The 21,487-nt window shown below is 63.1% G+C and carries 19 protein-coding genes; 13 read left to right on the top strand and 6 right to left on the bottom strand.

What is annotated here, in order from left to right; translation table 11 throughout:
* The first annotated feature begins 21 nt into the window (after positions 1-21).
* The gene (locus SB756_RS16400) at positions 22-561 is read left to right on the top strand and encodes a response regulator (protein ID WP_341797368.1); all 540 of its coding nucleotides are present in this window, start codon (positions 22-24) and stop codon (positions 559-561) included.
* A 120-nt stretch (positions 562-681) separates the two neighbouring features.
* On the opposite strand, the gene SB756_RS16405 is transcribed toward SB756_RS16400, so the two are convergent.
* Positions 682-2,859 carry a malate synthase G gene (locus SB756_RS16405; protein ID WP_341797369.1) on the bottom strand — a complete coding sequence of 726 codons (2,178 nt, stop codon included), beginning with the start codon at positions 2,857-2,859 and terminating at the stop codon, positions 682-684.
* 449 nt (positions 2,860-3,308) lie between these two features.
* Here SB756_RS16405 and SB756_RS16410 point away from each other — a divergent pair, with 449 nt between their 5' ends.
* Positions 3,309-3,827 (top strand): glycine cleavage system protein R, encoded by a 519-nt coding sequence (locus SB756_RS16410; protein ID WP_341797370.1) that lies wholly within the window; start codon positions 3,309-3,311, stop codon positions 3,825-3,827.
* 334 nt (positions 3,828-4,161) lie between these two features.
* On the opposite strand, the gene rarD is transcribed toward SB756_RS16410, so the two are convergent.
* The 4 genes from rarD to SB756_RS16430 form a co-directional block, all read right to left on the bottom strand.
* Entirely contained in the window at positions 4,162-5,049 is an 888-nt protein-coding gene (gene rarD, locus SB756_RS16415; protein WP_016497665.1) for an EamA family transporter RarD, read from the bottom strand.
* Positions 5,050-5,113: 64 nt separating this feature from the next.
* Complete coding sequence (locus SB756_RS16420) at positions 5,114-6,088, bottom strand: serine/threonine protein kinase (RefSeq protein WP_019470553.1); 975 nt, start codon at positions 6,086-6,088, stop codon at positions 5,114-5,116.
* A 152-nt stretch (positions 6,089-6,240) separates the two neighbouring features.
* Positions 6,241-7,005 (bottom strand): TOBE domain-containing protein, encoded by a 765-nt coding sequence (locus SB756_RS16425; protein ID WP_410911143.1) that lies wholly within the window; start codon positions 7,003-7,005, stop codon positions 6,241-6,243.
* Positions 7,006-7,064: 59 nt separating this feature from the next.
* Positions 7,065-7,796, bottom strand: coding sequence for a ComF family protein (locus SB756_RS16430; RefSeq protein ID WP_410911144.1), 732 nt, complete (start codon positions 7,794-7,796; stop codon positions 7,065-7,067).
* An 89-nt stretch (positions 7,797-7,885) separates the two neighbouring features.
* Between SB756_RS16430 and bioB the strand changes: the two genes are divergently transcribed.
* The 9 genes from bioB to SB756_RS16475 all read left to right on the top strand — a co-directional run bounded on the left by bioB (position 7,886) and on the right by SB756_RS16475 (position 18,326).
* Entirely contained in the window at positions 7,886-8,944 is a 1,059-nt protein-coding gene (bioB, locus tag SB756_RS16435) for a biotin synthase BioB (RefSeq protein ID WP_016497669.1), read from the top strand.
* Position 8,945: 1 nt separating this feature from the next.
* Positions 8,946-10,118, top strand: coding sequence for an 8-amino-7-oxononanoate synthase (gene bioF, locus SB756_RS16440; protein ID WP_016497670.1), 1,173 nt, complete (start codon positions 8,946-8,948; stop codon positions 10,116-10,118).
* A complete protein-coding gene (locus SB756_RS16445; protein WP_410911145.1) occupies positions 10,111-10,842 on the top strand; it encodes an alpha/beta fold hydrolase in 732 nt (243 codons plus the stop codon). The genes bioF and SB756_RS16445 overlap by 8 nt, the downstream gene beginning before the upstream one ends.
* Positions 10,835-11,653, top strand: coding sequence for a malonyl-ACP O-methyltransferase BioC (gene bioC / locus SB756_RS16450; RefSeq protein WP_197898037.1), 819 nt, complete (start codon positions 10,835-10,837; stop codon positions 11,651-11,653). Before SB756_RS16445 ends, bioC begins: the two co-directional genes overlap by 8 nt.
* Before the next feature lie 10 nt (positions 11,654-11,663).
* Positions 11,664-12,344: a dethiobiotin synthase gene (gene bioD, locus SB756_RS16455; RefSeq protein ID WP_019472548.1), complete on the top strand. Its 681-nt coding sequence runs from the start codon at positions 11,664-11,666 to the stop codon at positions 12,342-12,344.
* Between the two features lie 136 nt (positions 12,345-12,480).
* Positions 12,481-12,777, top strand: a complete 297-nt coding sequence (locus SB756_RS16460) for a hypothetical protein (protein WP_016497674.1) — start codon at positions 12,481-12,483, stop codon at positions 12,775-12,777.
* Positions 12,778-13,066: 289 nt separating this feature from the next.
* The gene (locus SB756_RS16465; protein ID WP_410911146.1) at positions 13,067-14,872 is read left to right on the top strand and encodes a phenylacyl-CoA dehydrogenase; all 1,806 of its coding nucleotides are present in this window, start codon (positions 13,067-13,069) and stop codon (positions 14,870-14,872) included.
* 267 nt (positions 14,873-15,139) lie between these two features.
* Positions 15,140-16,423 (top strand): sensor domain-containing diguanylate cyclase, encoded by a 1,284-nt coding sequence (locus SB756_RS16470; protein WP_341797376.1) that lies wholly within the window; start codon positions 15,140-15,142, stop codon positions 16,421-16,423.
* Between the two features lie 124 nt (positions 16,424-16,547).
* Positions 16,548-18,326, top strand: a complete 1,779-nt coding sequence (locus tag SB756_RS16475; protein ID WP_410911147.1) for an acyl-CoA dehydrogenase C-terminal domain-containing protein — start codon at positions 16,548-16,550, stop codon at positions 18,324-18,326.
* 371 nt (positions 18,327-18,697) lie between these two features.
* On the opposite strand, the gene SB756_RS16480 is transcribed toward SB756_RS16475, so the two are convergent.
* Positions 18,698-19,621, bottom strand: a complete 924-nt coding sequence (locus SB756_RS16480; protein WP_016484586.1) for a LysR family transcriptional regulator — start codon at positions 19,619-19,621, stop codon at positions 18,698-18,700.
* Positions 19,622-19,831: 210 nt separating this feature from the next.
* Here SB756_RS16480 and SB756_RS16485 point away from each other — a divergent pair, with 210 nt between their 5' ends.
* Together SB756_RS16485 and SB756_RS16490 are read left to right on the top strand one after the other, a co-directional pair.
* Complete coding sequence (locus SB756_RS16485; protein ID WP_284399078.1) at positions 19,832-21,112, top strand: aspartate aminotransferase family protein; 1,281 nt, start codon at positions 19,832-19,834, stop codon at positions 21,110-21,112.
* 152 nt (positions 21,113-21,264) lie between these two features.
* The gene (locus SB756_RS16490; protein WP_003177654.1) at positions 21,265-21,423 is read left to right on the top strand and encodes a YqaE/Pmp3 family membrane protein; all 159 of its coding nucleotides are present in this window, start codon (positions 21,265-21,267) and stop codon (positions 21,421-21,423) included.
* Positions 21,424-21,487 lie beyond the last annotated feature (64 nt).

The raw sequence follows: 21,487 nt of genomic DNA on the forward strand, positions 1-21,487 counted from the left end.
GTGCCCATTGGACGTAAGTCTATGAACGCCCCTGTCAAAGACCCGACGAAAGGCGAAACGGGTTACGCGAGTAATGTGGTCCTAAGGCTGAAGCGGAATTTTTTTGACGAGATGAGCATGCCTGAGCACACCGACATCCTGAGCGACGCCGAGCGTGAGGCCTTGGCCGTGGTAAGTGCGCCTGTGGCACCTAGGCCGTTGGTGCTGGTGGTGGATGACAACGCGGTCAACCGTGAGGCGCTGATCCTGTACCTGAAAAGCCGGGGCATCGATGCGGTGGGGGCGGACGGGGCGGAGGAAGCCAGGTTGTACCTGCATTATCAGCAGCGGATCAGTTTGATGATCACGGATTTACGCATGCAGCCAGAGGATGGCCTGGATTTGATCCGCACGATTCGTGAGTCGGAGCGCGCAGCGTTGTCGATCATCGTGGTGTCGGGCGACACCGATGTAGAAGAGGCGGTGGACGTGATGCACCTGGGGGTGGTGGATTTCCTGCTCAAGCCGGTGGACCTGGGCAAGCTGCTGGAACTGGTGAAGAAGGAATTGAAAATAGAGTGATGCACAAAGGGGCTGCTTTGCAGCCCATTCGCGGCACAAGGCCGCTCCTACAAGGGTTATGCGTTCCCCTGTAGGAGCGGCCTTGTGCCGCGAATGGGCCGCAAAGCGGCCCCTTGCGGTTTACAACCCGTTACGCGCCTTGAACTCGCGGCGACGGCGGTGCAGCACCGGCTCGGTGTAGCCGTTCGGCTGCTTGCCACCTTCCACCACCAACTCTACAGCCGCCTGGAACGCGACGTTGTCGTCGAAGTTCGGCGCCATCGGGCGGTACAGGGCGTCACCGGCGTTCTGCTGGTCCACCACCACGGCCATGCGCTTGAGGCTTTCCAGCACCTGATCCTGGCTGACCACGCCATGGCGCAGCCAGTTGGCCAGCAACTGGGCAGAAATGCGCAGGGTGGCACGGTCTTCCATCAGGCCGACGTTGTTGATGTCCGGCACCTTCGAGCAACCCACACCCTGGTCGATCCAGCGCACCACGTAGCCGAGGATGCCCTGAGCGTTGTTGTCCAGCTCGTTGCGGATTTCTTCGTCCGACCAGTTCGTGTCGGCGGCCAGCGGGATGGCGAGGATGTCGTCCACCGACGCCGGGGTACGCGAAGCCAGCTCACGCTGGCGCGCCTGCACGTCCACCTTGTGGTAGTGCAGGGCGTGCAGGGTGGCGGCAGTCGGCGACGGCACCCAGGCGGTGTTGGCACCGGCCAGCGGGTGGGCGATCTTCTGCTCGAGCATGGCAGCCATCAGGTCGGGCATGGCCCACATGCCTTTGCCGATTTGCGCACGGCCTTGCAGGCCGGTGGCCAGGCCAACGTCGACGTTGTTGTTCTCGTAGGCGCCGATCCACTTCTCGTTTTTCATGGCGCCTTTGCGCACCACGGCGCCGGCTTCCATCGAGGTGTGGATTTCATCGCCAGTGCGGTCGAGGAAACCGGTGTTGATGAACGCTACGCGCTCGGCGGCAGCCTTGATGCAGGACTTGAGGTTGACCGTGGTACGGCGCTCCTCGTCCATGATGCCGACCTTGACGGTGTTGCGTGGCATGCCCAGCAGGTCTTCGACCTGGCTGAAGATTTCGGCGGCGAAAGCGACTTCTTCCGGGCCATGCATCTTCGGCTTGACGATGTACACGCTGCCGGTGCGGGTGTTCTTGCGGCTGGTGTTGCCGTTGAGGTTGTGCAGGGCGATCAGGTTGGTGAACAGGCCGTCCTGGATACCTTCGGGGATTTCGTTGCCCTGGGCATCGAGGATCGCCGGGTTGGTCATCAGGTGGCCAACGTTGCGTACGAACAGCAGCGAACGGCCATGCAGGGTGACGCTGCCGCCATTGGGCGCGGCGTACTCGCGGTCCGGGTTCATGGTGCGGGTGAAGGTTTTGCCACCCTTGCTCACGCTTTCGGCCAAGTCGCCTTTCATCAGGCCCAGCCAGTTGCGGTAGACGATAACCTTGTCGTCAGCGTCGACGGCGGCAACCGAGTCTTCGCAGTCCATGATGGTGGTCAGTGCCGATTCCATCAGGATGTCTTTCACGCTGGCGGCGTCGGTGCTGCCAACCGGGGTGTTGGCATCGACCTGGATTTCGAAGTGCAGGCCGTTGTGCTTGAGCAGCACGGCGGTTGGTGCGGCGGCGTCACCGTGGAAGCCGATGAGCTGGGCATCGTCACGCAGGCCGCTGTTGCTGCCGCCTTTCAGGGCAACAACCAGCTTGCCGCCTTCGATGCGGTAGCCGGTGGAGTCGACGTGCGAGCCGGCAGCCAGTGGCGCAGCTTCGTCGAGGAAGGCGCGGGCGAAGGCGATGACCTTGTCGCCACGGACCTTGTTGTAACCCTGGCCTTTTTCGGCGCCGCCTTCATCGCTGATGGCGTCGGTGCCGTACAGGGCGTCATACAGCGAACCCCAGCGTGCATTGGCGGCGTTCAGGGCGAAGCGGGCATTCATTACCGGCACCACCAGCTGCGGGCCGGCCATGTGGGCGATTTCTTCGTCCACGTTCTGGGTGGTGGCCTGGAAATCGTCGGCTTGTGGCAGCAGGTAGCCGATTTCCTGGAGGAATGCTTTATAGGCGACGGCGTCGTGGGCCTGGCCTTTGCGTGCCTGATGGTAGGCGTCGATCTTGGCTTGCAGCTCGTCGCGCTTGGCGAGCAGGGCTTTGTTCTTTGGAGCGAGGTCATTGATGATCTTCTCTGCACCCGCCCAGAACTGCTCGGCGACGATGCCGGTCCCGGGGATGGCTTCGTTGTTCACGAAGTCGTACAGGACCTTGGCGACCTGAAGGCCACCGACTTGAACGTATCCAGTCATTGCTTGCCTCACTCTGCTCAGCTATTTCGCTCTTCTGTATTAAGCCTGTAGCGCTTCTCTAAACACGGCACCAGTGCGTGCCCCCGGGTTGTACCGGGCGCGGCTGGGTGCGGCTTGCCAGACATGCCGGCAGGCAGTGTGCGTATTTTCACAGGCGCCTTGGCAGACATCCAAACGACGTTTTGTAGTCCGCGCCACGGGATACTACATGAAGCAGTAGGCGGGGCAAAATCAGACTAAAAGCGCCGTTATGCGACCCGTTGGTCGCGTATGGTCACGCTGGGAGTGGGTATGTTCGCAAAAAACAGGTGGATTGTTCCAGATAAATCTTGAAACAGTACACGATTCGTTGTGCAGGACGCCCTGCGGCAGGTTGCCGCGCCTTGCCTATACTGACTCGATCCCCCGATTTTCTGCCGCCGGGCGCGGTCCGACACGAGGAAGGGCTTGTGGATCATCTTGTACTGACTGTTATCGCCCCTGACAAGGCCGGCCAGGTCGAACGCATTGCCCAGTGCATCGCCGACCACAGTGGCAACTGGCTGGAAAGCCGCATGTCGCGTATGGCCGGGCAGTTTGCCGGCATCTTGCGGGTGGCGGTGCCGGCTGAGAATTACGCTGAACTGGTGGCATCGTTGCAGGGGCTGGCCCGGTATGACATTCGCGTGCTGATTGCCGAGAGCGGCATCGAGCCGTCGTGTACCTGGAAGCCGATTGCCATGGAACTGGTGGGGAATGACCGGCCGGGGATCGTGCGGGACATTACCCGGTTGCTGGCGGATCTTGGGGTGAACCTTGAGCGGTTTACCACTGAGGTGCGGCCGGCACCGATGAGCAGCGAGGCGCTGTTTCATGCCGATGCATTGCTGGCGCTGCCGTTGACCCTTTCGCTGGATGAACTGCAGCAGAAGCTGGAGAGCCTGGCGGACGATTTGATGGTGGAGTTGCAGTTGCGGGCGGAGGATTGATTCGGGATCGCCGGGGCCGCTTTGCGGCGCATTCGCAGCACAAGGCTGCTCCTACAGGGAATTGCATAACTCCTGTAGGAGCAGCCTTGTGCTGCGAACGGGCTGCATCGCAGCCCCTTGCGGTTATCCCGATATCACGGGGAAGGCCCTGTGGATAACCTGGGGGTGTACCTCTCCACCCCAGGCCCTCTGTGCCCTGCGCAGTTTTGATCAAAAAACACCCAATAATCAGCAGCTTGTGCACAAAGCACGGGGACGAGGGTGTGGATAACCTTTGGAGATGTCGCTGCAGGCCTCGAACCGCATGGCCTGCAGAGTTTTGATCGTTTTTTGATCAGCTGCGCTTGCGCAAATTCATCCACGCATCGACGCTGTAGATCGCCAAACCCGCCCAGATGAACATGAACGCCACCAATGTGCTCGACGACAAATGCTCATCGAACAACAGCACTGCCTGCAGCAATACCAGCGTCGGCGCCAGGTACTGCAGGAAGCCCAGGGTGGTATATGGCAGGTGCCGGGCCGCAGCGTTGAAGCACACCAGCGGTATCAGCGTCACCGGCCCGGCCGCCATCAACCACAGTGCTTCGCTGCTGGTGTAAAACGCCCCCTGGGCACTCATCGCCGCCGGGTGCAGTAGCAGCCAGCCAAGGGCCAGCGGCACCAGCATCCAGGTTTCCACCACCAGGCCCGGCAATGCCGCCACTGGCGCCTGTTTGCGAATCAGCCCGTAGAAGCCGAAGCTCAGCGCCAGCACCAGCGACACCCAAGGCAGGCTGCCTACCTGCCACACCTGCTGGGCTACGCCTACGGCGGCCATGCCCACCGCCAGCCATTGCAGGCGGCGCAGGCGCTCGCCAAGAATCAGCATGCCCAGTACCACATTGATCAGCGGGTTGATGTAGTAACCCAGGCTGGCTTCGAGCATGCGGCCGTTGTTTACCGACCAAACATAGGTCAGCCAGTTACCCGCAATCAATGCTCCGCTCAGCGCCAGGATGCCCAGCCGGCGCGGGTTGTCGCGCAGTTCGCGCCACCAGCCCGGGTGTTTCCACACCAGTAGCAGCAGCGAGCCGAACAGCGCCGACCAGAGCACCCGGTGGACAATGATCTCGACCGCCGGGACGTTCTGGATTGCCTTGAAATAGATGGGGAACAGGCCCCAGATGATGTAGGCGCTCAGGCCCAGGATGTACCCGCGACGCGGGTTTGCGGCGTGCATGCAGAATCCTTGCTTAGGTAGCTAAATAAAGCGACGCCTATTGTAGACAGACGTAGGCATGCTTCTAGAACAATTTCAGCGGTGCTTCATCCAGCGCGGCCATTTGTTCGCGCAAGGCGAGAATCTGGTCCCCCCAGTAGCGGGGTTGGCCGAACCACGGGAAGCTGGGCGGGAACGCCGGGTCGCTCCAGCGCCGTGCCAGCCACGCGCTGTAGTGAAGCTGGCGCAGGGCGCGCAGGGGCTCGATCAGGGCCAGTTCGCGCGGGTCGAAGTCGTGGAACTCGTTGTAGCCGTCGATCAGCTCGGCCAGTTGCCCCAGGCGCTCCTCGCGGCTGCCGGCCAGCATCATCCACAGGTCTTGCACCGCCGGGCCCATACGGCAGTCGTCGAGGTCGACCACGTGGTACACCTCGTCACGGTGCATCAGGTTGCCGGGGTGCAGGTCGCCGTGCAGGCGGATCAGCTGGTGCGGAGTGCGGGCGTAGATATCCTCGACACGTTTTAGCAGGTCGCGGGCCACGGACTCGAAGGCGGGCAACAGTTCGCGAGGGACAAAACCACCGTCCAGCAGGGTGTTCAGCGAGGCGTGGCCGAAGTTGTCCACAGCCAGGGCCTCACGGTGCTCGAATGGTTTGGTGGCGCCCACGGCATGCAGGCGGCCGAGCAACTGGCCAAGGCGGTAGAGCTGGTCGAGGTTGCCCGGCTCCGGAGCGTGGCCGCCGCGGCGCGGGAACAGAGTGAAACGGAAGCCTTGATGCTCGAACAAGGTGCGGCCGTCGTGCTGCATCGGCGCAACCACCGGCACCTCGCAGTCGGCGAGTTCGGCGGTGAAGCTGTGTTCTTCGAGGATCGCCGCATCGCTCCAGCGGCCTGGGCGGTAGAACTTGGCGATCAGCGGCTGCGCGTCTTCGATGCCCACCTGATAGACGCGGTTCTCGTAGCTGTTCAGTGCCAGCACCCGGGCGTCGCTGAGAAAGCCGATGCTTTCCACTGCGTCCAGGACCAGGTCGGGGGTGAGGGTGTCGAAGGGGTGGGACATGGTGACTCCGGAGGGTAAGCAGCGTGGGGCCATGGTAACGCGTTATGCCTGTACCGGCCTCTTCGCGGGCATGCCCGCTCCCACAGGTACAGCGCACGTTTCAGGATTTGTGGGAGCGGGCGCGCCCGCGAACCGCGCAATGCGCGGCCAGGCTATGCAGGAACCCCGATCAACACATAGGACGGATGAAACTGCACCTGCACCGCACTGCCCGCCGCCACCGGATGACCAGCCAACCAGCCCGCCTCCGCGATGGCACACAATGTCTGCCCATTGCCCAACGCCAGCCGCACCTCACTGGGCCCCTCATCCTCTGCCAACACTTCTTCCACCGTTGCACTCAAGCAGTTGCTGCCCGCGTCGGCTGCTTCCCCCTCCGGCAGCAACCGTACCCACCCGGCCTTGAGCAGCGCCACCACCATCGTCCCCAGTGTCAGCTCCAGCCGCGCGGTGCTGTCGTGGGTGATCAGCGCATCAATCTCCAGCCCACCGCCCAATGCCAGGCTGACGCGGTCATACCGGCCCTCGCGGCGCAAGCCGCTGACCTGGCCCTGGAGTTGGTTGCGCGCACTGGTACGCAGCATCAGGCGGCCGAGCAGGTCGAGGTCACTGGATTCTTCGGCGGCCTCAAGAATTTCCGCCTGCAGGGCCTGCAACCTTTGATACAGACGCAACACCCGCTCGCCTTCCGGCGACAAACGCGCACCGCCACCGCCACGGCCACCGGTACTGCGCTCGACCAAGGGCTGGCTGGCCAGGTTGTTGAGCTCGTCGATGGCATCCCAGGCAGCTTTGTAGCTAATGCCTGCGGCTTTGGCGGCTCGGGTGATCGAGCCTTGCTCGGCAATGTGCTGCAGCAGGGCGATGCGCTGGGGGCGGCGGGCGATGTGCTGGGTAAGCAGGGTGGGTAGGGGCATGGGTATTGAGTCGTTATATTTGAAGGTCCTGAAAGCGGATTGTGGAGGACTGCGCAGGGTCATGCATACCCCGGCTTGGGCGTGCGTGCCAGGCAATACACATCCACCCGCCGCGCTCCGGCCTTGCGCAGCACCTCGGCGATTGCCTGCGCGGTGGCACCGGTGGTGAACACATCATCGACAATAGCGACATGTTTGCCCGTCAGTTCACCCGAGAGCGCAAACGCTTGTCGCAAATTGCGCCGCCTTGCCCGGGCATCCAGCTGTTGCTGCGCAGGCGTCTCGCGCGTGCGCAGCAACAATCGCTCATCGCACGGTAGCCCAAGTTGCGTGGACAACCACCGCCCGAGCATCCCGGCCTGGTTGAACCCGCGCTCGCGCAGTCGACGCTTGGCCAAGGGCACAGGCAACAGCAGGTCAGGGCGGGGTAGCCCTTCGGCAAAGCGATGCAGCAGCCCAAACCCCAGCAGTTCAGCCATCAAACGCCCCAGAGGCCACTGCCGGTTGTGCTTGAAGCGGCTGACCAGCGTGTCGACCGGAAAGCCGAATTGCCATGGTGCAATCACGCTCTCGAACGGCGGCAAGTGCCGGCAACAGTGGGCGCAGGTCAGGCCAGCCATAGGCAGCGGCAGGGCGCAGCGCAGGCATTGATCGCCCAGCCAAGGCAGTTCCTGCTCGCAGGCGATGCACATCGGGTAGGCCTGATCGGCAGGCTCGTCACACAATAAACACATCTGATTAATAAGTGAGCACTTGTAAACCAGTCTTTTCCAGTGTGGTTGACAGTTCATGGGCCTTCCGTAACTATGCGGGCTATCCGTGATGCGCTTGTGGGCTTTCCTGTCCCGGCGCCAGCTACAGCCTAAACAAGGAAACGCCGATGAGCGCCAGCACAACTGCAACAACACGTCACGACTGGTCCCTGGCCGAGGTCAAGGCGCTGTTCCAGCAACCGTTCAATGACTTGCTGTTCCAGGCGCAGACTGTGCACCGCGCGCATTTCGACCCTAACCGGGTGCAGGTTTCGACCCTGCTGTCGATCAAGACCGGCGCCTGCCCGGAAGATTGCAAATATTGTCCACAGTCCGGCCACTACAACACCGGGCTGGAAAAACAGAAGCTGATGGAAGTGCAGAAGGTGCTGGAAGAGGCTGCTCGCGCCAAAGCCATCGGTTCCACCCGCTTCTGCATGGGCGCGGCGTGGAAGCACCCGTCTGCCAAAGACATGCCTTACGTGCTGGAGATGGTCAAAGGGGTGAAGGCCATGGGCCTGGAAACCTGCATGACCCTCGGCAAGCTCGACCAGGAGCAGACCGCAGCCCTGGCCCAGGCTGGCCTGGATTACTACAACCACAACCTCGACACCTCGCCGGAGTTCTACGGCAGCATCATCACCACCCGCACCTACAGCGAGCGCCTGCAGACCCTGGCCTACGTGCGCGATGCGGGGATGAAGATCTGCTCCGGAGGCATCCTGGGCATGGGCGAATCGCTGGACGACCGCGCCGGCCTGCTGATCCAGTTGGCCAACCTGCCCGAGCACCCCGAGTCGGTGCCGATCAACATGCTGGTCAAGGTTGCCGGCACGCCGCTGGCCGAGGAAGAGGACGTCGACCCATTCGATTTTATCCGCATGCTGGCCGTCGCCCGCCTGTTGATGCCCAAGTCGCACGTGCGGCTGTCCGCCGGCCGCGAGCAGATGAACGAGCAGATGCAGGCCCTGGCGTTCATGGCGGGTGCCAACTCGATCTTCTACGGCGAAAAACTGCTGACCACCGCCAACCCGCAGGCCGACAAGGACATGCAGTTGTTCGCACGCCTGGGCATCAAGCCCGAAGCGCGTGAAGAGCACGCCGACGAAGTGCATCAGGCGGCCATCGAGCAGGCGTTGGTCGAACAGCGCAGCAGTGAGATGTTCTACAACGCTGCATCGGCCTGACATGGCCTTCGACCTGGCGGCGCGCCTGGCCGAACGGCGCGCCGCAGACCTGTATCGGCAGCGGCCACTGCTGGAGAGCCCGCAGGGGCCGGAAGTGGTGGTCGACGGCCAGCGGTTGCTGGCCTTCTGCAGCAATGACTACCTTGGCCTGGCCAACCACCCCGAAGTTATCGCCGCCTGGCAGGCTGGCGCCGAGCGCTGGGGTGTCGGTGGCGGTGCCTCGCACCTGGTGGTCGGCCACAGCACGCCACACCACCAGGTTGAAGAAGCGTTGGCCGAACTCACTGGCCGCCCGCGTGCGTTGCTCTTCTCTACGGGCTACATGGCCAACCTGGGCGCCATCACCGCGCTCGTGGGGCAGGGCGATACCGTGCTGCAAGACCGCCTGAACCACGCCTCGCTGCTGGATGGCGGGCTGCTCAGCGGTGCACGCTTCAATCGCTACCTGCATAACGATGCGGCCAGCCTGGCCAGCCGCCTGGACAAGGCGGTCGGTAATACGCTGGTGGTGACCGATGGCGTGTTCAGCATGGACGGCGACCTGGCCGACCTGCCGGCACTGGCCGATGTCGCTCGCGCCCGCGGTGCCTGGCTGATGGTCGATGACGCCCATGGCCTGGGCACACTCGGCGCACAGGGCGGCGGCATCGTCGAGCACTTCGGCCTGAGCGTGGATGACGTACCGGTGCTGATCGGCACGCTGGGCAAGGCTTGCGGTACTGCGGGTGCCTTTGTTGCCGGCAGCGAAGAGCTGATCGAGGCGCTGGTGCAGTTCGCCCGCCCTTACATCTACACCACCAGCCAGCCACCGGCGCTGGCCTGTGCCACGCTCAAGAGCCTGGAACTGTTGCGTCACGAAACCTGGCGCCGCGAGCACCTGGCGGCGTTGATTCGCCAGTTCCGCGAAGGCGCACAGCAGATCGGGCTGGCGTTGATGGACAGCCCGACGCCGATCCAGCCGATCATGATCGGCGACAGCGCACAGGCCCTGCGCCTGTCGCGCATGCTGCGCGAGCGCGGCTTGCTGGTGACGGCCATCCGCCCACCCACCGTGCCAGCGGGCGGCGCACGCCTGCGGGTGACCCTGAGCGCCGCGCACAGCGAGGCGCAGGTGCAGCTATTGTTGAATGCATTGGCCGAGTGTTATCCACAGTTGGAGAACGCCGATGCGTAATCGTCTTGTATTGCTGCCTGGCTGGGGCCTGGGCACTGCCTCACTGGAGCCGCTGGCAGCCAGCCTGCGCGCCCAGGATGCCCGCTTGCAGGTAGAGCTGATGCCCTTGCCCGAATTGGACCACAGCGATGTGCAGGGTTGGGTCGACCACCTGGACCGCAAGCTGCCCAGCGATGTCTGGCTGGGTGGCTGGTCGTTGGGTGGCATGCTTGCCAGCGCGCTGGCGCACCAGCGCGGCGACCACTGCTGTGGCCTGCTGACCCTGGCCAGCAACCCCAGCTTCGTCGCCCGGCCAGACTGGCCCCACGGCATGCCCGAAGACACCTTCGGCACCTTCCTCGACGGCTGCCGCAGCCATACCCAGGTCACCCTCAAACGCTTCCGTACCTTGTGCAGTGATGGCGCCCAGCAGCCACGTACGTTGCTGCGCCAACTGGGTGTGGGGGTGCCGGACACCGACCCGCTGTACCTGGCAACCGGCCTTGAGGTGCTGGCCAAGCTGGACACCCGCGAAGCCCTGCAGGCATACGCCGGCCCGCAATTGCACCTGTTTGCCGGCAGCGATGCGCTGGTGCCGGCAGAGGCAGCCAAGGCGTTGAGCGAGCTGCTGCCGGATGTGGAAGTGGGCCTGGTCGAAGACAGTTCCCACGCGTTCCTGCTGGAGTACCCGCAGGAGCTGGCGGCGGGCATCAAGAGTTTCCTGCATGAGAGTGGCGATGACTGACCTTTCCCGTCCAACCCTGCCCGGCGCGTTGCCCGACAAACGCCAGGTGGCGGCTTCGTTCTCCCGCGCTGCGGCCAGCTACGACAGCGTGGCGGCCTTGCAGCGCGCTGTAGGGTTGAACCTGCTGGAGCAGTTGCCGGCAGGCTTGCAGCCGTCGCACTGGCTGGATCTGGGCAGCGGAACCGGCCATTTCAGCCGAAAACTGGCCGAGTGTTTCGCACAGGCCAGCGGTGTGGCAGTGGACATTGCCGAAGGCATGCTGCGCCACGCGCGGGATGAACAAGGTGGGGCGCACTACCACGTGGCCGGTGACGCCGAGCGCTTGCCGCTGCGCGATGCCAGTGTCGACCTTGTGTTCACCAGCCTGGCCGTGCAGTGGTGCGACCAGTTCGCCTGTGTGCTGGCAGAGGCGTTGCGAGTACTGCGCCCGGGTGGCGTGCTGGCTTTCAGCAGCCTGTGCGTGGGTACCCTCGACGAGTTGCGTGCCAGCTGGCAGGCCGTGGATGGCCTGGTGCATGTGAACCGCTTCCGCCGGTTCGAGGATTACCAACGCCTGTGTGCCGGCAGCGGCTTTGAACAACTTGGGCTGCAGCGCTGCCCGCATGTGCTGCACTACCCGGATGTTCGCAGCCTGACCCATGAGCTGAAGGCACTGGGCGCGCACAACCTCAACCCGGGCCGCCCTTCAGGCCTCACCGGTCGGGCCCGCATGCAGGGCCTGTTGCAGGCCTACGAAGCATTTCGCCAGCCCGAGGGGCTGCCAGCCACCTATCAGGTGGTCTATGGTGTGTTGCGCAAGCCACAGGCGTAAGGGGAGCGAGATGAGCCAGGCCTATTTCATTGCCGGTACCGATACCGATGTCGGCAAGACCACCATCGCCGCCGGGCTTTTGCACGCGGCGCGCTTGCAGGGCATGAGCACTCTGGGTGCCAAACCGGTGGCCTCCGGCTGCACCATGACACCTAAGGGCTTGCGCAACAGTGATGCGCAGGCGCTGATCGACGAAAGCACGATCAAGTTGCCATACGAGCAGGTCAACCCGTTTGCCTTCGAGCCTGCCATTGCCCCGCATGTGGCGGCGCGTGAGGCGGGGGTGACGCTGGCTGTTCCGGAGTTGCTGGCGGCAATGCGCAATGTGCTGCAACAAAATGCCGATTTCACTTTGGTCGAAGGGGCCGGTGGCTGGCGTGTGCCGCTGTCGGGCCTGGAGAACCTTTCCGACCTCGCCGTTGCCCTGCAGTTGCCGGTGATTCTTGTTGTGGGGGTGCGGTTGGGTTGCATCAGCCATGCCTTGCTCAGCGCCGAGGCGATCGAGCGGGATGGGCTGCAATTGGCCGGGTGGGTGGCGAACATCATCGAGCCCCGTACTTCGCGTCTTGAAGAGAACCTTGCCAGCCTGGCAGAGCGCTTGCCTGCGCCTTGCCTTGGGCGGGTGCCCAAACTGAAGCAAGCCAGTGCCGATATGGTGGCTGAACACCTTCAGCTGGATCTGCTGGATTAGCCGGCGATGGGGCCAGAGCAGGAATACCCAAGGCCTATCAACTGGCACCAGGCCATTAGGGTTTTAAACGGGCCTTTTCGCGCCCAGCCTGCTTTAATTGGGGCTGTTCGTTATCCAGCGTCAATGGAGTCCTGACATGGAAATCACCGGTAGCTCCGCCTATTACGCGGGCCTGAGTGCGATTCAAACCGGCCAGAACCGCGTCGATCAGGCCGCAGGCCAGATCGCCAACACCACAGCCGAACGTACCGCCACCAGCCAGTCCAGCGATTTTCAGGCTGAACGCCTGCGCGCAGTAGATCGCAGCCAGCAGATGGACCTGGCCACCAGCACCGTGCAAATGGTTGTTGGCAAAACCGAAGTCGAGCTTGGTGCAAAGGTGGTCAAGGCATCCGACGAAATGCTCGGTCGGATCATCGACACCTACGCCTGACGGGTCACCCCTCCCATTAAACACAGCCCCTGTGGGAGCGGGGCGTGCCCGCGAAAGCGTCAGGTCAGGCATCTCTGTTGTCTGGCCGGGCCCTTTCGCGGGCACGCCCGCTCCCACAGGGCCGGCGGTTTTTCTGGGTGTGGCGTAAACGCCATTTTTCGTGGCGTAAATGGCACCATAGTCCCTCCTTGACATAAGCCGGAGCTAAACGTAAGTTTCAAACAACTGTTTGATAGACGGCCGCCAAGAGCTGGTCACCCCCACAGAACTGACCCAGAGGTTCATCGCAATGCCTGATTACAAAGCCCCCTTGCGTGATATCCGCTTCGTTCGCGACGAACTGCTTGGCTATGAGGCGCACTATCAGAGCCTGCCGGGCTGCCAGGACGCCACGCCCGACATGGTCGATGCGATCCTCGAAGAAGGCGCGAAGTTCTGTGAGCAGGTGCTGGCCCCGCTGAACCGTGTCGGTGACTTGGAAGGCTGCACCTGGAGCGAATCGGGCGTTAAAACCCCGACTGGCTTCAAGGCAGCCTACGAGCAGTTCGTCGAAGGCGGCTGGCCGAGCCTCGCCCATGACGTCGCCCATGGCGGTCAAGGCCTGCCGGAGTCGCTGGGCCTTGCGTTGAGCGAGATGGTGGGTGAGTCGAACTGGTCGTGGGGCATGTACCCAGGCCTGTCGCATGGCGCGATGAACACCATTTCCGCGCACGGTACCCATGAGCAGCAAGAGACCTACCTGACCAAACTGGTTTCCGGTGAGTGGACCGGCACCATGTGCCTGACCGAACCGCACTGCGGTACCGATCTGGGCATGCTGCGCACCAAGGCCGAGCCACAGGCCGACGGCAGCTACAAAGTGTCGGGCACCAAGATCTTCATTTCGGCCGGTGAACACGACATGGCCGACAACATCGTCCATATCGTCCTGGCCCGCCTGCCGGACGCACCAGCCGGCACGAAAGGCATTTCGCTGTTCATCGTGCCGAAGTTCCTGCCCAATGCCGAAGGCGGCGTGGGCGAGCGCAACGGCGTGAGCTGCGGTTCCATCGAGCACAAGATGGGCATCCACGGCAACGCTACCTGCGTGATGAACTTCGATGCGGCAACCGGCTACCTGATCGGCCCGGCCAACAAAGGCCTGAACTGCATGTTCACCTTCATGAACACTGCTCGCCTGGGTACCGCGCTGCAAGGCCTGGCGCATGCCGAGGTGGCCTTCCAGGGTGGCCTGAAGTACGCCCGTGAGCGCCTGCAGATGCGTTCCCTGACTGGCCCGAAAGCGCCGGACAAGGCTGCCGACCCGATCATCGTCCACCCGGACGTGCGCCGCATGCTGCTGACCATGAAGGCCTTCGCCGAAGGCAACCGTGCGATGGTGTACTTCACTGCCAAGCAGGTGGACATCGTCAAGTACAGCCAGGACGAAGAAGAGCGCAAAAAGGCTGACGCCCTGCTGGCGTTCCTGACCCCGATCGCCAAGGCGTTCATGACCGAAGTCGGTTTCGAAGCGGCCAACCACGGCGTGCAGATCTACGGCGGCCATGGCTTCATCGCCGAGTGGGGCATGGAGCAGAACGTGCGCGACAGCCGTATCTCCATGCTGTACGAAGGCACCACCGGCATCCAGGCCCTCGACCTGCTCGGCCGTAAAGTGCTGATGACCCAGGGCGAGGCTCTGAAGGGCTTCACCAAGATCGTGCACAAGTTCTGCCAGGCGCAGGAAGGCAATGAAGCGGTCAAGGAGTTCGTTGAACCGCTGGCGGCAATCAACAAGGAGTGGGGCGAGCTGACCATGAAAGTGGGCATGGCCGCCATGAAGGACCGCGAAGAAGTGGGGGCGGCGTCGGTGGATTACCTGATGTACTCCGGCTACGCCTGCCTGGCCTACTTCTGGGCCGACATCGCCCGCCTGGCGGCCGAGAAGCTGGCAGCCGGCACCAGCGAAGAGGCGTTCTACACCGCCAAGCTGCAGACTGCGCGCTTCTACTTCCAGCGCATCTTGCCGCGTACCCGTACGCATGTGGCGACCATGCTGTCGGGTGCCAACAACCTGATGGCGATGGACGAAGAGCACTTCGGCCTGTCGTACTGATTCACCCGCTGTACCCAAAACCCGCCTGCCGTCATCGGCAGGCGGGTTTTTTCATTCTGCGGGCGGATGCCTATCCCTGGTAGGAGCAGCCTCGTGCTGCGAAGAGGGCATAACTGCCAAAGCAAACCTTCTGTCATACCGGACCATTCGCAGCACAAGGCTGCTCCTACAGGGGCCGTGGCGGAACGGAAATTCAACTGTTCATGTGCACTGCCGATGAAGTAAGGGCACAATGCCACTATTGATCTGCCGGGTTGGAGATTACCCTTGTTTCGTCTTAACGCTGTTCGCGCAAGCCACTTCCTGCCTTCGCTGTTTCTGTTGCTGGCAGGGCTCGCCGCAGCCTATGTGAGAGACCTCAGTGTCTTTTTCACATCGCTGTTCAACGTCCTGCCCACCTTGGTCCTGTTGCTGGGCGGTGCCTACTGCGCGGTTTACCGCCGCCAGCGTGAGCTGTTCATGATGCTCACGGTGTACATCGCGTACTACCTGCTCGATACCCAGACCGACTTCTACCGTGACCATGGCCGCGTGCGCGAGGACGCGGCAGTGATCTTCCACCTGGTGTGCCTGCTGCTGCCCGCCCTGTTCGGGCTGTATGGCGCCTGGCAGGAACGCACCCACCTGCTGCAGGACATGGTCGCCCGCGGTGCCGTGCTGTTCGCCGTGGGCAGCGTGGCGGTAGCCCTCGAACAAAGCTACCCCGAAGCGCTGCTGACCTGGCTGGCGGAGATCCGCTGGCCAACCTTGCATGGCCAGTGGATGAGCCTGATCCAGATCGTCTACCCCTTGTTCCTCGGCGTGTTCATCCTGCTGGTGGTGCAATACCTGCGCGCACCGCGGCCGCTGCACGCTGCCTTGATAACCGGCCTGCTGGGCATTTTCTGGATGCTGCCGCAAACCTTCATCCTGCCGTTCACCCTGAACATCATGTGCAGCCAGGTGATGTTGATGATCGCCGCAGCGGTTGCGCACGAGGCCTACCAGATGGCCTTCCGTGACGAGCTGACCGGCCTGCCGGGGCGCCGTGCGCTTAACGAGCGCATGCAGCGCCTGGGGCGCAACTACGTGATCGCCATGACCGATGTCGACCACTTCAAGAAATTCAACGATACCCACGGGCACGACGTGGGCGATCAGGTGTTGCGCCTGGTCGCCAGCCGCTTGTCCAAGGTGACCGGCGGTGGCCGCGCTTATCGATATGGTGGCGAGGAGTTCGCCCTGGTGTTCGCCGGCAAGACCGCCGAGGAATGCGTGCCCCACGTGGAGGCCGTGCGCGAGGTGATTGCCAACTATGTGATGCACCTGCGCGACCAGAGCAGCCGCCCACAGGACGATACAAGCGGGCGCCAGCGCCGGGCGGGCAACAGCGGCGGGACGGTGTCGGTCACCATCAGCATCGGTGTGGCCGAGCGCCAGGTTGACCACCGTAACCCTGAGGCGGTGCTCAAATCCGCTGACCAGGCGCTGTACAGCGCCAAGGGCGCAGGGCGCAATTGTGTCATGGTGCATGGGCAACAATCGCAGCGCGGAGCAGTGCGCACGGCGTGACTGGGCAAGACTGTGCGGTCAGTTGATGACCCTATGTCTCGTAAAAGTTGTTCGGTTACACTGCCGGTAACCCCAGTGTCGCGGTTCCCCGAGACCGCCCCGACCCGACTAGCGAGAGGTTGTCATGGCTGACTATAAAGCGCCCCTGCGCGACATGCGCTTCGTACTGAATGAAGTCTTCAATGTGGCCGAGCAGTGGGCGCAGTTGCCCGGGCTGGCTGAGGTAGTCGATGCCGAGACGGCCATGGCCGTGCTGGAAGAAGCCGGCAAGGTCACCGCCAAGACCATCGCGCCGCTCAGCCGCGGCGCCGATGAAGAAGGCTGCCACTGGGACAACGGTGCGGTAAGCACACCGGCCGGTTTCATCGAGGCCTACAACACCTACGCCGAAGGCGGCTGGGTAGGCGTGGGCGGCGACCCGGTGTTCGGCGGCATGGGCATGCCCAAGGCCATCTCGGCCCAGGTCGAGGAAATGGTCAACGCCTCCAGCCTGGCGTTTGGCCTGTACCCGATGCTGACCGCTGGCGCCTGCCTGTCGATCAATGCCCACGCCAGCGAAGCGCTGAAGGCCAAGTACCTGCCGAACATGTACGCCGGCGTTTGGGCAGGTTCAATGTGCCTGACCGAGCCGCATGCCGGTACCGATCTGGGCATCATCCGCACCAAGGCCGAGCCGCAGGCCGACGGCAGCTACAAGGTCAGCGGCACCAAGATCTTCATCACCGGTGGCGAGCACGACCTGACCGAGAACATCATTCACCTGGTGCTGGCCAAGCTGCCGGATGCACCGGCAGGGGCGAAAGGCATTTCGCTGTTTCTGGTGCCGAAGTTCCTGGTCAACGAAGACGGCAGCCTGGGGGCGCGCAACCCGGCTACTTGCGGCTCGATCGAGCACAAGATGGGCATCCAGGCCTCGGCTACTTGCGTGATGAACTTCGACGAGGCAGTCGGCTACATCGTCGGTGAGCCGAACAAGGGCCTGGCGGCCATGTTCACCATGATGAACTACGAGCGCCTGGGCGTTGGCATCCAAGGCCTGGCCTCCGCCGAACGCTCCTACCAGAACGCGGTGGAATACGCTCGCGACCGGCTGCAGAGCCGCGCCCCGACCGGCCCGCATGCCAAGGACAAGGCCGCCGACCCGATCATCGTCCACCCGGACGTGCGCCGCATGCTGCTGACCATGAAGGCGCAGATCGAGGGTGGCCGCGCCTTCTCCACTTATGTAGCCATGCAACTGGACAGTGCCAAGTACAGCGAAGACGCCGCCGTGCGCAAGCGCAGCGAAGAGCTGGTGGCACTGCTGACACCGGTGGCCAAGGCGTTCCTCACCGACCTGGGGCTGGAGAGCACGGTGCATGGCCAGCAGGTGTTCGGTGGGCATGGTTATATCCGTGAGTGGGGGCAGGAGCAGCTGGTGCGTGATGTGCGCATTACGCAGATCTACGAAGGCACCAACGGTATCCAGGCCCTCGACCTGATGGGGCGCAAGGTGGTGGCCAGCGGTGGCGCGTACTACCGGTTGTTCTCCGACGAAATTCGCCAGTTCATAGCCGGCGCGGGTGGCGAGCTGGGCGAATTTGCCAAGCCGTTGGCGGCCAGCCTCGACCAGCTCGATGGCTTGACCGAGTGGGTGCTGGAGCAGGCCAAGGGCAACCCGAATGAGATCGGAGCTGCGTCGGTTGAGTACCTGCATGCCTTTGGTTATGTGGCCTATGCCTACATGTGGGCACTGATGGCGCGGGCGGCCAAGGCGGGTGAAGGGGACGAGGCGTTCTACTCGGGCAAGCTGGGGACGGCGCGGTTCTACTTTGCGCGGCTGCTGCCACGGGTGGATTCGCTGGTGGCTTCGGTGAAGGCGGGGAGCGAGTCGCTTTACCTGCTGGATGCCGAGCAGTTCTGACAGATTTTAGGGCCGCTTTGCGGCCCATTCGCGGCGCAAGGCCGCTCCTACAGTCACCGCGCGCGTCGTAAGGATTGTGCGGTCGCTGTAGGAGCGGCCTTGTGCCGCGATGGGCTGCGCAGCAGCCCCAATTCACGGCATGAATCCTCTTTGTAAGCTTTTTCCTACACGACGTGGTGACTTTTCACCACTGTTCTCAGATTGGATCCACGGTTAATCTTTACCACATGGACGTTGCGCAGGAAGTGCAAAGGACAGATCAAGGAAGACGACGAAGGACCACCTGCCAGGATGGCGGGGCGATACGGATGTCACAGGGAAACAGTCTGGAAAACCCCGCTTCGGCGGGGTTTTCTTTGTGCGCGTGTTTTTCAGGCCAGCACATCCAGCGGCGATGCGCCCAACAGGCGGGCGTCCGTCTCTTCCTCCAGCAGGGTGCGCAGCAGCTCCACAGACGCCTGCTGGCGCTGGGCATCGCGAAACACCAGGCCAACCTTCAGCGGCACCCGCGGCTCGCTCAACGGCTTCCACAGCAGGCCCTGATCATCCTCGGCGGCTTCTTTGGCCCGGCCCGGCAGAATGGTGGCCAGTGCCGTGTGCGCCAGGCTGTCGAGAATCCCTGCCATGTTGTTCATCTCTGCCTGTACGTGTGGCCGCCGCCCCTGGCTGGCCAGCTGCGCCTGCCAGATCTGGCGGATCTGGAACTCTTCGCCCAGCATCAGCATGGGCAACTCGGCGGCCTGGCGGATGGACACCTTCTTGAAATCCTTCAGCGGGTGGGTATCGGGGATCACAAGCTGCAGCTCGTCTTCGTACAGCAGCAGGCCATGCAGCCCAGGTTGGCGCGGTGGCAGGTAGCTGATGCCGATATCCAGGCTGCCGTTGAGCAGCCGCCGTTCGATTTCCAGCCCCGACAACTCGTAGATCTGCACGACAAGGTGCGGCTGTGCCTTGCGCAGCCGTTCGAGCAGCTGTGGCACCAGGCTCGGCCGCACGGTCTGCAACACGCCGATAGCCAAGGTGCGAAGCGACTGGCCCTTGAAGTTGCGCATGGCCTCGTGGGCGCGCTGCAGGCCATCGAGCAATGGCAAGGCGTGGTTGTACAGGGTGTGGGCAGCCAGGGTGGGCAGCAGGCGCTTGTTGCTGCGCTCGAACAGGCTCAGGTCGAGGCTGTGTTCCAGCTGGCGGATCTGCTGGGAGAGTGCCGGCTGGGACAGTGACAGGCGCTCGGCGGCGCGGCCCACGTGGCCTTCTTCATACACCGCGACGAAATAACGCAGTTGGCGGAAATCCATAAGTAACACTTATCGAAAATGCTGGAAAAACGAAATGGTCGAAAACCGTCGCGAAGCCTAGTCTATCGCCGTATTCCAACGGGTTACAGCGATCATTGAGTCGATTGTTACCCCGGATGAAAAACACTTTTGATAGGCAAGGCAAAATATCGAGTGTCGGCACCAAGACCGCCCCGTAGCCGCCCTTTACCGTGATAGGTTGGAGCCCTGATGAACCTGTTCAACCTGCGCCGCTCGGCCCCTGCCGCTGTCGCCGAGCCCAAGCGCGCGCCGGTGATCGTGCCGCACGCTGATGAGTTGTCGCGTGATCGCCTGATGCCCAGCGCCGAACGGGCAGCGCAGGTGTTCGTACGTGGTCAGGGCTCCTGGTTGTGGGATAACGAAGGGCGTGCCTATCTGGACTTTACCCAGGGTGGTGCAGTCAACAGCCTGGGCCATAGCCCCAGCGTGCTGGTGAAGGCACTGGGAAACCAGGCCCAGGCGCTGATCAACCCGGGCTCGGGCTTCCACAGCCGGGGCCTGCTGGGGCTGGTCAACCGCCTGTGCCAGAGCACCGGCAGCGAGCAGGCCTACCTGCTGAACAGCGGTGCGGAGGCCTGTGAAGGTGCGATCAAACTGGCGCGCAAGTGGGGCCAGCTGCACCGCAACGGCGCCTACCACATCATCACTGCCACCCAGGCCTGCCATGGCCGTAGCCTGGGCGCCCTGTCGGCGTCCGACCCGCTGCCGTGCAACCGCTGCGAGCCTGGCCTGCCGGGCTTCAGCAAAGTGCCGTTCAACGACCTGGCCGCCCTGCACGCCGCCGTGGATTCGCGCACCGTGGCCATCATGCTTGAGCCAATCCAGGGCGAGGCGGGTGTTATCCCCGCCACCCAGGAATACCTCAAGGGCGTGGAAACACTGTGCCGTGAACTGGGCATCCTGTTGATCCTCGATGAAGTGCAGACCGGCATTGGCCGCTGTGGTGCGCTGCTGGCCGAGGAGCTGTATGGCGTGCGCGCCGACATCATCACCTTGGGCAAGGGCCTTGGCGGCGGTGTGCCCCTGGCTGCCTTGCTCGCCCGGGGCACGGCATGCTGCGCCGAGCCTGGCGAACTGGAAGGCAGCCACCATGGCAATGCGCTTATGTGCGCCGCCGGCCTGGCTGTGCTGGACACCGTGCTGGAGCCTGGCTTCTTCGCCCAGGTGCAGGATAACGGTCGCCATCTGCGTGAAGGCCTGAGCCGCCTGGCTGGGCGCTATGGGCAGGGTGAGGTGCGCGGGCAAGGCTTGCTGTGGGCACTGCAACTGAAAGAAAACCTGGCCAAAGAGCTGGTGGCTGCGGCCCTGCATGAAGGCCTGCTGCTCAATGCACCGCAAGCGGATGTGGTGCGTTTGTCGCCAGCGCTGACCGTGAGCAAGGGCAACATCGATGAAATGCTGTTGCGCCTGGCCCGCGCCTTTGCCCGCCTGCATGCCCAGCAGCAGGCCCGCCGCGAGGTGCCGGCTTAGCGGTATAGCAATACTGAGAATTCTACGAACCGTCTGGCGTTCCTGCGCATCGCCCCTGGCCTGTTTCATTCGGCCTGGGGCGTTTTTTTTTGCCTGTGGAACCTCTGTGGCGGGCGGCTAGTCTTTGATGTAACCCTTCAGGAGAGACTCGCATGGACTTTATTCGCATCATCATCGCCATTCTTCTGCCACCGCTGGGCGTGTTTCTGCAGGTGGGGTTTGGCGGGGCGTTCTGGCTGAATATTCTGCTGACCTTGCTGGGTTACATTCCGGGGATCGTGCACGCGGTGTACATCATCGCCAAACGGTAAGCGGCGTACACGGTCCCTGTAGGAGCAGCCTTGTGCTGCGAAGAGGCCATTACAGGCGCAGCAA

It is taken from the genome of Pseudomonas sp. SIMBA_068 (genome assembly GCF_046534705.1).
GTDB lineage: Bacteria > Pseudomonadota > Gammaproteobacteria > Pseudomonadales > Pseudomonadaceae > Aquipseudomonas > Aquipseudomonas putida.